The 12,207-nt window shown below is 67.9% G+C and carries 12 protein-coding genes; 2 read left to right on the top strand and 10 right to left on the bottom strand.

Translation table 11 applies throughout. The annotated features are described in order from the left end of the window. Positions 1 to 32: 32 nt before the first annotated feature. Complete coding sequence (locus V9K99_RS19010; RefSeq protein WP_337009209.1) at positions 33 to 590, bottom strand: TetR family transcriptional regulator; 558 nt, start codon at positions 588 to 590, stop codon at positions 33 to 35. 84 nt (positions 591 to 674) lie between these two features. Here V9K99_RS19010 and V9K99_RS19005 point away from each other — a divergent pair, with 84 nt between their 5' ends. Continuing rightward, the gene (locus V9K99_RS19005; protein ID WP_337009207.1) at positions 675 to 1,508 is read left to right on the top strand and encodes an oxidoreductase; all 834 of its coding nucleotides are present in this window, start codon (positions 675 to 677) and stop codon (positions 1,506 to 1,508) included. Here the strand turns inward: V9K99_RS19005 and V9K99_RS19000 are convergent. Beyond that, positions 1,496 to 2,332, bottom strand: a complete 837-nt coding sequence (locus tag V9K99_RS19000; RefSeq protein WP_337009205.1) for an alpha/beta fold hydrolase — start codon at positions 2,330 to 2,332, stop codon at positions 1,496 to 1,498. The two genes, V9K99_RS19005 and V9K99_RS19000, sit on opposite strands and share 13 nt — an antisense overlap. Before the next feature lie 9 nt (positions 2,333 to 2,341). Next, a complete protein-coding gene (locus V9K99_RS18995) occupies positions 2,342 to 3,289 on the bottom strand; it encodes a helix-turn-helix transcriptional regulator (protein WP_337009203.1) in 948 nt (315 codons plus the stop codon). Between the two features lie 61 nt (positions 3,290 to 3,350). On the opposite strand from V9K99_RS18995, the gene V9K99_RS18990 reads away from it, so the two are divergent. Continuing rightward, positions 3,351 to 4,493 carry an epoxide hydrolase family protein gene (locus V9K99_RS18990; protein WP_337009201.1) on the top strand — a complete coding sequence of 381 codons (1,143 nt, stop codon included), beginning with the start codon at positions 3,351 to 3,353 and terminating at the stop codon, positions 4,491 to 4,493. Between the two features lie 111 nt (positions 4,494 to 4,604). On the opposite strand, the gene V9K99_RS18985 is transcribed toward V9K99_RS18990, so the two are convergent. The 7 genes from V9K99_RS18985 to V9K99_RS18955 form a co-directional block, all read right to left on the bottom strand. Beyond that, positions 4,605 to 5,513: a ribonuclease Z gene (locus V9K99_RS18985; RefSeq protein ID WP_337009199.1), complete on the bottom strand. Its 909-nt coding sequence runs from the start codon at positions 5,511 to 5,513 to the stop codon at positions 4,605 to 4,607. 13 nt (positions 5,514 to 5,526) lie between these two features. Further along, positions 5,527 to 7,767 carry an aminotransferase class III-fold pyridoxal phosphate-dependent enzyme gene (locus V9K99_RS18980; RefSeq protein WP_337009328.1) on the bottom strand — a complete coding sequence of 747 codons (2,241 nt, stop codon included), beginning with the start codon at positions 7,765 to 7,767 and terminating at the stop codon, positions 5,527 to 5,529. 23 nt (positions 7,768 to 7,790) lie between these two features. Further along, entirely contained in the window at positions 7,791 to 8,033 is a 243-nt protein-coding gene (locus V9K99_RS18975) for a hypothetical protein (protein WP_337009197.1), read from the bottom strand. A 73-nt stretch (positions 8,034 to 8,106) separates the two neighbouring features. Continuing rightward, complete coding sequence (locus V9K99_RS18970) at positions 8,107 to 9,438, bottom strand: TldD/PmbA family protein (protein ID WP_337009196.1); 1,332 nt, start codon at positions 9,436 to 9,438, stop codon at positions 8,107 to 8,109. Next, a complete protein-coding gene (locus V9K99_RS18965) occupies positions 9,435 to 10,904 on the bottom strand; it encodes a TldD/PmbA family protein (RefSeq protein ID WP_337009194.1) in 1,470 nt (489 codons plus the stop codon). Before V9K99_RS18965 ends, V9K99_RS18970 begins: the two co-directional genes overlap by 4 nt. A gap of 159 nt (positions 10,905 to 11,063) precedes the next feature. After that, positions 11,064 to 11,282 (bottom strand): hypothetical protein, encoded by a 219-nt coding sequence (locus V9K99_RS18960; protein ID WP_337009192.1) that lies wholly within the window; start codon positions 11,280 to 11,282, stop codon positions 11,064 to 11,066. Further along, the gene (locus V9K99_RS18955; protein ID WP_337009190.1) at positions 11,279 to 12,079 is read right to left on the bottom strand and encodes a COG4280 domain-containing protein; all 801 of its coding nucleotides are present in this window, start codon (positions 12,077 to 12,079) and stop codon (positions 11,279 to 11,281) included. The genes V9K99_RS18960 and V9K99_RS18955 overlap by 4 nt, the downstream gene beginning before the upstream one ends. Between the last annotated feature and the right edge of the window lie 128 nt (positions 12,080 to 12,207).

Genomic DNA, 12,207 nt, shown 5'->3' with positions numbered 1-12,207 from the left:
GCTGAGAATCCACAGTGGCCTGCGCCACACCACTACGACGCCAGAAGCCGCCGGACCGCGTCGACGACCGCCGCGCGGCGGGATGCTTTGCTCGGGGCACGAGCGCCGTACTCGGGGTTCATCGACGACCAACTGATGGCGATGGCCTGCAGCAGTGCGAGGAGCTCGGCCGGGGTGAAATTCGCCGGTACGACGCCGGATCGCTGGGCCTGGTCGAGGTCGCCGAGCCGGCTCTTGTTGACGGCAACGATCGCCTCCAGCCCGCTGCCTTCGGGGCGCTCGAGGCGGTACCAGATGTTCAGCCGCTGATGCTCGGGATGGTCCTCGAAGTAGTCGAAGACCCGGCCGGCGTACCCGGGCAGGTCGCCGGTGTCGAAGCCGACATCGGCCAGGTAGGCATCGACGGCGGCCGTGTACACGGCGTCGAACAGTCCGTCCTTGCTGCCGAAGTAGGCGTACAGCATCGCCTTGTTGCAGCCGGCCACCTCGGCGATCCGGTTCACCCGCGCCCCGGCGATCCCCCGGGCCGCGAACTCCTCGGTGGCGGCCGCCAGGATCCGCGTCCTGGTCCGGTCGGCATTCCTCTGCATGCGCCCCACCCTAGCAACCATCCGGTTGGTTAGCTGTGTCATCATCAGGGAATACATCCAACCAGTTGGTTAGTTAGGACGGTCATGAGTAGAACTTGGCTGATTACAGGTAGCTCCCGCGGTCTCGGCCGTGCCCTCACCGAAGCGGTCCTGGCCGCCGGTGACCGGGTCGTCGCCACCGCCCGCAAACCTGAGCAACTCGACGATCTGGTCGACCGGTACGGCGACCGGATCCGCGCGATCGCCCTGGACGTCACTGACGCGGCCGCAGCGCGGTCCGCCGTACAGACCGCTCTCGACGAGTTCGGCGGTCTCGATGTGGTCGCGAACAACGCCGGCTACGCGAACAGTGCCGCGATCGAGCACACCACCGACGCGGACTTCCGAGCGCAGCTCGAGACGAACCTGTTCGGCCTCGTCAACGTCACGAAGGCCGCGCTACCCGTCTTCCGTCAGCAGCGCGGCGGGCACTTCCTGCAGTTCTCGTCGATCGGCGGACGGGCCGGCGGTACACCGGGGATGGGTGCGTACCAGACCGCGAAGTACGCCGTCGAAGGGTTCTCGCAGGTCCTGAGCAACGAGGTGGCGCCGTTCGGGGTGAAGGTGACGATCATCGAGCCGGGTGCGTTCCGGACCGATTGGGGCGGTACGTCGATGACGCTCGCGCCGGTCGATCCCGACTACGACGCCACCGTCGGCGCGATGAACCGCTACCGGCAGGAAACCGACGGCAAGCAACCAGGTGACCCGGCCAAGGCTGCCCGCGCGATCCTCGAAGTCGTTGCCCTCGACAACCCACCGCTCCGCCTGCTGCTCGGCAAGGACGCCCTCACCCATGCCGACCAGGCCTCCCGCTCCCGCGCCGAAGAAGCCGCCGCCTGGGCCCATCTCACCACCTCGACGGACTACGACGACTGACCTGGGTTGTCCGCGAGGAAGTCGTCGATCAGCGCGTTGACCTCGGTCGGGGACTCCAGTGCGGCGAGATGCGCGGACTGTTCCAGTACGACGAACCGCGCACCGGGGATCGAGTCGGCCATCTCCTCGGTTTCGGTGACCGGGAAGGTGGCGTCCTCGGCGCCGGCCACGACCAGGACGGGCGTGCGGATCCGGCCGAACAGCTCGCGCTGATCCGGGCGGCGCGGGACCACACTCGTGACCGCGTGACGGCCGGACGCGATGTTCACCCGGCGGACCGATTCGTTGACCGTGGCAACGACCTGCGGCTTCTCCTCCTTCGCGGTCGGACCGAGGAACGCGTCGATCACCGGCCGGACGAGCGGTCCGCGGATCGCACCGAGGAGTTGGGCGGATCGCGTCAGGACGCCGTACTCGACCTTCTGCCGGAGGCCGGCCGGGGAGGCGGTCGCGTTCATCAGTACGGCGATCCCGATCCGGTCCGGGTGGAGGGCGGCGAACGTGCCGCCGATCATGCCGCCCCAGCTGTTGCCGATGTGGTGGGCCTTGTCGACGCCGAGGTCGTCGAGGATCTCGGTGATCACCTGAGCGCACTGCTCGAAGGTGAACGGCCCGTTCAGCGGTGTGCTGTCACCATGGCCGGGCGGATCGACCAGGATCACCTGGAAGCGGTCGGCGAAGTGCGCGGCCTGGCGGGACCACAGTGTCCCGTCCATCAACAGGCTCGGCCAGAAGAGCATCGCCAGCCCCGATCCGCCGATCCGCAAGCGGATCCGGCCCAGCACTGTGTCGACGTACCGATCCTGCAAACCGGCGAGAGACATGTCGGCACGCTACCCGCTCTTCGGGATCGCTGCGGTCAGGCGTGCGGCGAGGACGCTCACCTGGGCCACCAGCTCGGGAGGTGAGAGGACCTCGAAGCGGTGGCCGAGGATGGCCATGTAGAGCAGCAGTTCGTCGAGGGAGTTGGCGCCGGTGTCGACCTGGGTTGTCTCGGCGGTCAGCGGAGTCACTGTTGCGACGCTGGGGGCCAGGCGGTCGGTCAGCTGATCAGCGGGGGCGTGGATGAGGAACCGGGCCTGGTAGTGGTAGCCGCCGGAGGCGACGCCGCGGGCCGTGGTGTCCAGGTCGGGGACCTCGCGGGGCGTGAAGCGCGGCCCGGTCGGGATGCGTGGCTCGAGACGATCGAGGCGGAAGGTACGCCAGTCCGCGCGGTCGACGTCCCACGCGACCAGGTACCAACGCCGTCCGGTGTGCACCAGGCGATGCGGCTCCGTCGTACGGATGGTCGTCGTACCGTCGTGACTGCGGTAGTCGAACCGCAATCGCTGCCGATCGCGAGAGGCTGCGGCGACCGCCAGCAGGACATCCGGCTGCACTGCGGCGGCGCCGGACGGCGTGACATCGACTGCCTGGAGCAACGTGATCCGATGCCGGATCCGGGACGGCAGGACCTGTTCGAGCTTGGTCAGCGCCCGGATCGACGACTCTTCGATCCCCGCCACACTCCCGGTCGCGGCGGCTCGCAATCCGATCGCGACCGCGACCGCCTCCTCGTCGTCCAGGAGCAACGGCGGCAGCGCCGTACCCGCGCCGAGGCGGTACCCGGCCACCCCTGGTACGGCGTCCACCGGGTAGCCGAGGTTACGCAACTTGTCGACATCGCGGCGAACTGTCCGCACCCCGACCCCGAGCTCGGAGGCGAGCGCAGCCCCACTCCATTCCCGGGGCAACTGCAGCAAGGAGAGCAACTTGAGCAGCCGAGCAGACGTTTCGAGCATGCCCCAAGTTTGCCAGTCAGCTAGGACAGAAGCTGTCCTAACCGGGTGAAACAGTGGAACCATGATCAAGCCATTCAGCATCGACATCCCGCAGAGCACGCTCGACGACCTGGCGAGCCGGTTGGCGAACACCCGGCTCCCGGCCCCGCTCCCCGGCGACGACTGGGACACCGGCGTCCCCGTCTCCTGGCTGAGCGACCTGGTCGACTACTGGCGCGACCAGTACGACTGGCGCAAGGCGGAGGCGGAGCTCAACCAGTACCCGCAGTTCACCACCGAGATCTACGGCCAGCAGATCCACTTCCTGCACGTGAAGTCGCCCGAGCCCGACGCACTCCCCCTGGTCCTGACGCACGGCTGGCCGGGCTCGATCGTGGAGTTCCTCGACCTGATCGGCCCGCTGACCGACCCGGTCGCGCACGGCGGCGAGGCCGCGGACGCGTTCCATCTCGTCATCCCCTCACTGCCCGGATTCGGCTTCTCCGGACCGGTCAGCGAAGCCGGCTGGACGCGGGCGCGAATCGGGCAGGCCTGGGCCGTGCTGATGGAACAGCTCGGTTACGACCGGTACGGCGTCCAGGGCGGTGACATCGGCGGGGCTGTCTCACCTGAGGTGGCGCGCGCGGCGAAGGACAAGGTCGTCGGCGTCCACACCAACGGCGGGCCCAACCTGCCGACGTTCCCGGTGAGCGACGAGGAGCTCAAGAGCCTCACCCCGGTCGAGCAGGACCGGATGCGCCGGATCGCGGAGTTCATGCAGAAGGAGTTCGGCTACATCGCCATCCAGTCGACCCGGCCGCAGGCCCTCGCGTACGGGCTGACGGACTCGCCGGTCGGGCAGCTCGCCTGGATCATGGACAAGTTCCGCGCCTGGACGTACCCGATGGAGACCCTGCCCGAGGAGATCATCGGCCGGGACCGGCTGCTCACCAACGTGATGATCTACTGGCTCACCGGTACGGCGGGATCGGCCGCGTACGTCGGCTACGCGCAGGCGTCCCAATGGGGCGCGTCGTTGGAGAACTCGGGCGTGCCGACGGCTGCGCTGGTGCTCGCCCACGACGTCGCGATCCGCCGCTACTCCGAGCAGGACAACAACATCACCCGCTGGACCGACGTCGACCACGGCGGCCACTTCGCCGCCCTCGAAGTCCCCGACCTGCTGATCACCGACGTCCGCGAGTTCTTCCGCACGTTGCGCTAGAACTGCAGATCGACAGGACGTATACGCCCACTGCCAGCCACTCCCCGCCTGAGCCCACCAGGAATCCGGCTCGATCGCCGGACACCTCCTGTCGAACTGCACCGTGCGGCGCTAGTGGCGGGGCGGGACGCGGGTGCGGGTCAGGTCGGCGGCGACGACGATCTCGCCGGTGAACTCCTCGGCGGCTTCGTTGTGGAAGGCCTGCGGGTCCAGGTAGCGCTGGGAGAAGTGGGTGAGGACCAGTTTGCGGACCCCGCATTCCTGGGCCACCCGGGCGGCCTGGCGGGCGGTGAGGTGACCGAAGCGGCGGGCCAGCGTTGATTCGGTGGACAGGTAGGTGGACTCGATCACGAGCAGGTCGGCGCGGTCGGCGAGTTGGAGGACGTTGTCGCACAGGCGAGTGTCCATCACGAACGCGAACCGTTGCCCGGGTCGCGGCTCGCTGACCTGCTCGATCGTGACCGTGCGCCCGTCGACCTCGATCGAGCCGGCCTGTTGCAACCTCCCGATCGCAGGGCCCACCACACCATGCGCAGCGAGCTGGTCCGGAAGCATCCGCCGGCCGTCCGGCTCGATCAACTGGTAGCCGAAGGACTCGATCGGGTGCTCGAGGCGCCGGGCCCAGAGTTGCCCGAACGATCCGACCGACAGCAGGCCGTCTTCGTCGACCGGTTCCTCGAGCAACTCGGCTCGCTCATAGAACGAAGCGGCGTACCGCAGCCGGGTGAAGTACGTCTGTCCCGACGCCGGATAGTGCGCCCGGACCGGGTGCGGTACGTCGTCCAGCGACAGCCGCTGCACGATTCCCGGTACGCCGAGGCAGTGGTCGCCGTGGAAGTGGGTGACGCAGAGCCGGGTGATCGCGCCGGCCGCGACTCCGGCGTACAGCATCTGACGCTGCGTTCCCTCGCCCGGATCGAACAGGAATCCCTCGTTGTCCCAGCGCAGGAAGTAGCCGTTCTGCGTGCGCTCGCGCGACGGAACCTGGCTTCCGGTGCCCAGCACAACCAGTTCGCGCACGCGCCAACAGTAGCTAACGCATCGCTTCTTGGAACGCGATTAAGAACTGCTCGACTTCGGCCGTCTCCCAGATCAGCGGCGGCCGGATCTTCAGCACTCCCCCACCGGGCCCGGTCGTTCCGACGAGTACGCCGTACTCCCGCAACCGCTCGGCGAAGTCTGCCGCGTCGGGCATCTCGACTCCGACCATCAACCCCTGTCCGCGAACCTCCGGCACCAGGGCTTCCAAACCAGCACGCAACTCGGCACCGACCTGACCGGACCGCTCGACCAGGCTCATTTGCTCGATCACGTCCAGCACGGTGAGCGCGGCGACGCACGAGACCGGGTTGCCGCCGAAGGTGCTGAAGTACTCGTCCACCTCGACGAACGCCTCCGCGATCTCCCGTCGCGTGATCAGCGCCGCGACCGGATGCCCGTTGCCCATCGGCTTGCCGAGCGTGACGAAGTCCGGCGTCAGCCCGAAGTCCTGGAACCGCCACAGGTTCCGCCCACCCCGCCCGAACCCGGCCTGCACCTCGTCCGCCAGGAACAACCCACCGGCCGCCCGCGCCTCATCCTGCAACCCACGCACGAACGAGTCGGTCGGTGTCAGGATCCCCGCGCTGCTGAACACACTGTCGACCGCGAGCAGCGCCAGATCATGCCCGGCCCGCTGCAACTCCGCCCGCGCTCGCTGCACCGCCGCAGTACCGTTGCCATCGGCACCCCGAGGCACCTCGAAGACGGCGACATGTGGAGGTCGCGCCGCCGCCGGATACGTGTTGGTCGAGAACGCCGCGGTCGCCTCGCTCACCCCGTGATAGGCGAGGTCGGCAACCACCGCACCACCCCGGCCGGTGACCACGCGGGCCATCCGCCACGCCAGATCGTTGGCCTCACTCCCGGAGTTGGCGAACACGCACGTGTCCAGCCCGTCCGGCATCGACGCCGTCAGCCGCTCGGCCAACTCGACCACGTTCGGGTGCAGGTAGCGCGAGTTCAAATTGAGTACGGCGGCCTGTCGCGAGATCGCCTGGACAACGGCCGGATGCGCGTGCCCGACGACCGGAACGTTGTTGTAGGCATCGAGATAGCGACGACCGTCCGCAGTGTGGATCCAGGGTCCTTCGCCTCGTACGACCTGCAACGGGGATCGGTAGAACAGTGGCGACAGCTCACCTCCGAGCGCGGACTGCCGTCGTACCAGCAAGGTCGGATCAGCCTTCTGCGTTGAGGTGACGCGCGAGGTGCCGCAGAGGTGGTGGAAGCGGTCGGCGAGGTCGAATGTCGACATGTCGGCGAGAAGGTCGAGGATGCGCCAACTGCCGGCGACCAGGCTGGTCAGGTACTCCTCGTTGTCCGGGTAGAGCGGCGCGCGCCAGGCCGAGATCAGCACACTCGCGGCGGATCGGGCCAGGACGAGCTCACCGATCAGCGCAACCTCGGCGGGCTCGAGCGGCAGCACTCGCTGGTACCCGTCGAGGAACCGGCCGGCGTCGCCCCAGACATCGTCGGACTCACGCAGCAGCGACGTCAGGCTGATCGCCAGCTCGGCGACGCGGGCCGTGTGGTGCATGTCGCCGAAGTCGATCACCCCGGTGATGCCGCCGTCCTTCAGCAGCACGTTGCTCAACGTCACGTCACCGTGCAGCACGAATCCGGGCAGTTCACGCGTCGCCGCGTCGAGGCCTTCGAAGCGTTCGAGCAGCCGATGCATCGGGGCGCGACGACGCTCGTCCGGCAGGCTGTCGGCGTACGGACGCAAGGTGGTCACGATCCGCGGATCCCAGTCGAGCCGCCGGTACGCCGCCGGATGCCCGAACCCCTGCAAGGCGCGCGTCAACCGCGCACTCACCGACCCGAAGTCGGCCGCGAACCACCCCGGCAGTGCGGTCAGGTCGGCCACGTCGCCAGGCATGACCGTCATCACGCGAACCCGATGCGTTCGGCCGTCGGCGGCCCCGACCGTCACCACGGAACGACCGTCGAGGCTGGTCAGTACGCGCGGGATCGGGAGGTCTGGGTCGACCAGCTCGACGTGATGCATCGCGGCGTTTTCCATCGCGAGCTGGTCCGGGTCGTCGCCCGAGTTCGACACCTTGATCACCAGGCGCCGGCCGTCCTCGGCGAGAGCGAGGAAGTTGCGGTCCCGCTCACTGCGCAGGTCGGAGACTTCGGCGTCGACGCCGTACTCCACTTGCAGTAACCGGGCCGCCGCGGTCAGGTCGACCTGCGGCGGATCCTCGAGCATGCTCGGGGTCCGCTCGGGCATGGTGTCCACGGCAACTCCTTCGCTCACGGGACCCGAAACTCCAACGGCACGGCAGGTCCGCTGTAGTCGAAGCTACCGCCGGCGTCGCGCCGAATCGTCCGGTCGTGCACCGGACACAGGTCTCCCTCACTGACCTCGCGAAAGTCGAGGCCGTCCATCGCCGCCTTCGCCCACCGTGGCGTCCCGAAGTCGGTCGACGGTGGGTTGGCCAGGTTGCGCAGCTCGGTGGGGTGGAAGCCGTTGAGCAAGGGCGCAACCGAGGGCATGCGGTCTCCGAACGAAGTGGTGCAGCAGTGCCCCGCGGACTTATGAGCACGCCTCACGCAGGGCACTGCTGGATCAGGGGAAGACGAGCGGACCGGCGTCGATCAGCAGGGACGGTACGACGACGCTGTCCATGAACGTGGTGTCGCCGCACTCGCGGGTGTTGCCAACGGCAAGGACCGCGTTGAGTACGTCGTCCATCCGGAAGGTGAAACGCACCTGCGGGTGCCAGGCGACGAGTTCGCCGTCTTCCGCCCAGTACGTGCCGTCACGGGTCGTGCCGGTGACCAGGGTCTGCTTCGGATGGAGCGAGCGCAGGTAGTCCAGCCGGTTGACGACGAGTCCGCTGCCGCAGTCGGCGAGCATCTTCTCGTCAGTCGCCTCGCCGGGAGCGAGCAGCAGGTTCGACGGACTTGGGTCGCCACCGAATCGCCAGCCGTCGGGTACAGCGTGACCGGTGGGGACGCCGCCGGTGACGGCCGCGCGACGACGGTCGGAGACGACACCGGTCAGTACGCCGTGATCGATTAGCCTGGTGCGGCGTCGTACGTTGCCCTCGGCATCGAAGCCGCTGGGCAGGCCGTCCGCGTCGGCACCGTCGTCGACCAGGTTGATCAGATCGCTCACCACCCGCTCCCCCAGCCGGCCGGCGACCGCCGAGCGGCCGGTCGCGTATCCGGTCGCACCGAGAACGAAGTGTCCGTACGTCGCCATCAGTGTGATGACGGCCTGTGGTTTCAGCAGCACGCGGCACGGGCCATGATGGGCTTCACGGGTCGGCAGCGGGGTCAGCGCCGTACGCAACTTCGCCGGGATCTCGTCCACCGGGATCCGGTCCGCGTCGCGGTGCATGTACCGAACGCTGACCGAGTTGTCGCCCTTCTTGGCAATCGCCTGAATGGCCGCCTTGGTCAACGTCTCCGCCCGGAACAACCCCTCCGAGTCAGCCACCACCCGATCGAGCACGTCATACCGGATCGCCCCACCAAGCGTCGTCGACGAGTCAAGCCCGTCTCGCACGGTTAAGAACCAGCGGTGCCTGTCTTCGGGGTCAGCCTGGAGAACAGAGGTGGCTGCGGGGACATGCGGTGTTTCCGCGGAGTGATCTACGGGTGCCGCGACGGGAGTAGTTGCCTCAGGCCCCGGGGGCAGGTCGGCAAGGGCCGCGTCGAGCCGGTCGGCGAGAACCTCGACCGCCGCCGGGGCCAGCGTCTCGAGAGAACCTGCGGCGGAGCGGCCGTTGCGGGTGGTGCGGACTCGGACTCGGAGGCGGCGTTCGCTGTGTTGGGCGGTGACTTGGGACTCGGCGAAGCGGAGCAGGTCCGCGTGCTCGCCGAGGACGTCGAGCCGGGTGCCCTCGCCGAGGATCTCCAGCGCCTGCTCGACCTGGTTCTGTTCGATGCTCATCGACCCACCTGCACATTCTGGAAGCGACCGGGGACTGTGCCGTGACCGACGTGTGCGACCTGCAGCGGTTCGCCCTTGTTGCAGGACGGAACGCCGTGCACCTTCCACTCGTCCGGTCCACCCAACGCGTCGAGGCTGGCCCAGAACTGTGGCGTGACGCTCTGGTACGTGCAGTTCTTCAGCAGCCGGCCGACCTTCCCGTCGCGGATCTCCCAGCCGACCTCGGTACCGAACCGGAAGTTCATCCGCTGGTCGTCGATCGAGAAGCCGCGATTGGTGTCGACCAGGATGCCGCGCTTGGTGCCGGCGATCATCTCGTCCAGCGACGACTCCCCCGGTTCCAGGCAGATGTTCGTCATCCGCACCAGCGGCAACCGCTGCCACCCATCGGCTCGTGCTTGCCCGGTCGACTCCCCGCCCAGAGCACCGGCCGACTCGCGACCGGACATGTAACCGAGGAAGATGCCGTCCTTCACCAGCTGGGTCCGCTGCGCCGGCACGCCTTCGTCGTCGTACCCGAAGGAACCGAGTGCGCCGGGAATAGTGGCATCGGCGTACGCCGACACGATCGGTGAACCCCACCGGAAGGTGCCGCGGCGTTCGGGAGTGGCGTAGGTGCCGCCGGCCAGGCTCACTTCGGTGCCGAGCGCGCGGTCGGCCTCCATCGGGTGACCGGCGCACTCGTGCAGGACCATCGCGAGTTGGTTGCTCCCGGCAATGAGCGTGGTGATCTCGTCCGGGCACTGCGGCGCGGACAGCAAGGCGACCGCCTCGGAGGCGATCCGGGCCGCCTCGCGGTCCAGGCCGAGGGAGATCACGTGCTCGTAGCCGGCGGTGGCGAAGTCGCCGCGCTGGCCGCGGATCTGCCGCGGTACGCCTTGTGGGAACGATCGTCGCTGCAGATCGTCGCCGTCACTGGCGTTGACCATCAGGCCGCCGCCGCTCTCGGTCAGGGTCTGCTCGATCAACGCGCCCTCGGTGTTCGCAAACACCTTGTGGTCGCGGTAGAAGTCCATCGACGCCTCGATCTGCTGGACCAGCGGACCGGCGGTCGCGGCCTCCTTCACCGTCGCGGCGAGCAGGTCGAGCTTGCTGGACAGCGGCACCGTGAACGGGTCCACGTGCATCGGCGAGCACCACGTGTCCCGGGTCGTCACCGGCGACCCGAGTGACACCCGGCCACCACCGCCGGCCGCACGAGCCTGGCCGACCGCCTGGGCGACGACCGCGTCGAGCCCGTGCCGATCAAGCCGGTGGGTGGCGGCGAAACCCCATTGGCCACCGATCACCACCCGGAGACCGAGCCCGGTCGAGTCGTCGTACCCGACCTCGCCGGGACCTTCGAGCTCGACCAGCACCTGCTCGTGCGTCCGCCGTACGACGCGCACGTCGCCGTACTGCACTTCCGCGGGAAGCAGCCCGAGCACCGCCTCGGCGGTATCGCGCAGTACCGATGAATCAGACACTTCGGGACCTCCGATGCAAAAGGACGGAAACGGGCGCCTCGGTCAGCACTGTAGCAGACGCTACGAGATCTTGAGAAGACGTCATGAGCACTACAATCACGACAAAAAATCCGGCCCCGCACACGCGGGCGGGGCCGGAGGTCAAGCAGGTAAGGAGAGTCAGCGCCGTTTCGGTCGTACGTCGATGGCCAGGCTGACGGCGAACGCGACCATGACCGCGACTCCGCCCAGCACGGTCAGGCCGGCGTCACCAAGGAGTCCTGTAGCCATCGCTACCAGCGTGACCACGAGGGCGAGCACGACGGCGACAGCGATCTTCCAGTCGTCTCCGATGATGAAGTCGTACCAGAACTGCCCGAAGGCCTTGAGAAACTTCACTTCTTCACCTCCACGGCGATGTCAGCAGCAGCGACCGGCGTCGGTGCCGCCGGTGTCCGCAGTACGGCGACGAAGATCCGGCTGAGCAGGAGCCAGGCAGCCAGCAGGACCAGGATCATCAGGTCGTGACCGGGCCAGTCGAGACTCTCCCGGTCGCCCCGGAAGATGCCGAGACCCTCGACCGCCCAGTACGTTCCGAAGGACGCGAGCAGCAGGCCCACGCCGTACTTGAGCAGGTTCTCGTTGATCATCGACAGCGGGCGGCGCAGTGCGACCGCGACACCGAGCACGATCACCACGGCGGCGATCGCGCCGAGGCTGGCAGCCGGGATGTTGCCCGCATTCAGGCCGAAGGTCAGCACGATGAAGACGACCTCCATGCCTTCGAGGAAGACACCCTTGAAGGCGACCATGAAGGCGAACAGGTCCAGGCCCTTCCTGCTCTCACCGGCCGCCTTGGCCGCCGCGACCTCTTCTCGATAGATCGCATCCTCGTCGTGGATCGCCTTGCGGCCGGACGATCTGAGGATTGCCTTGCGCAACCACTGCAGGCCGAAGATCAGCAGCAGCGTGCCGATCGCGAGTTGCAGCGCCGACTCCGGCAGCCAGTTCGCCAGTGCGTACCCGGCCGCCAGGGTGACCACCGCGAGCGCGCCGAGCGCCGCGAAGGTGCCGGCCAGCGCCGACCGCCAGCTCCGGGTGTACCCCATCGCCATCACGATCGTGGTGGCTTCCACCATCTCCACGAAACACGCGACGAACGTCGCGATGATCAACCCCCACGTTGCCGCGTCCATCAGCCACTTCCTCTTCTCAGATGAAACATATGCTGCACGAAACGATAGTTACGTTGTTGCGAGGGTGTCAACAGAGGGCTGAGGCCCCGGAATGAAGGCATGCCAAAGCACCCGAGGTGGTTGCCTCG

Origin of the sequence: Kribbella sp. CCNWLW201 (assembly GCF_037203805.1) — a bacterium.
In the GTDB taxonomy this organism is placed as follows: Bacteria; Actinomycetota; Actinomycetes; order Propionibacteriales; family Kribbellaceae; genus Kribbella.
The sequence above is the reverse complement of the archived record's forward strand: the minus strand, read 5'-3'. Positions and strand labels throughout refer to the sequence as shown.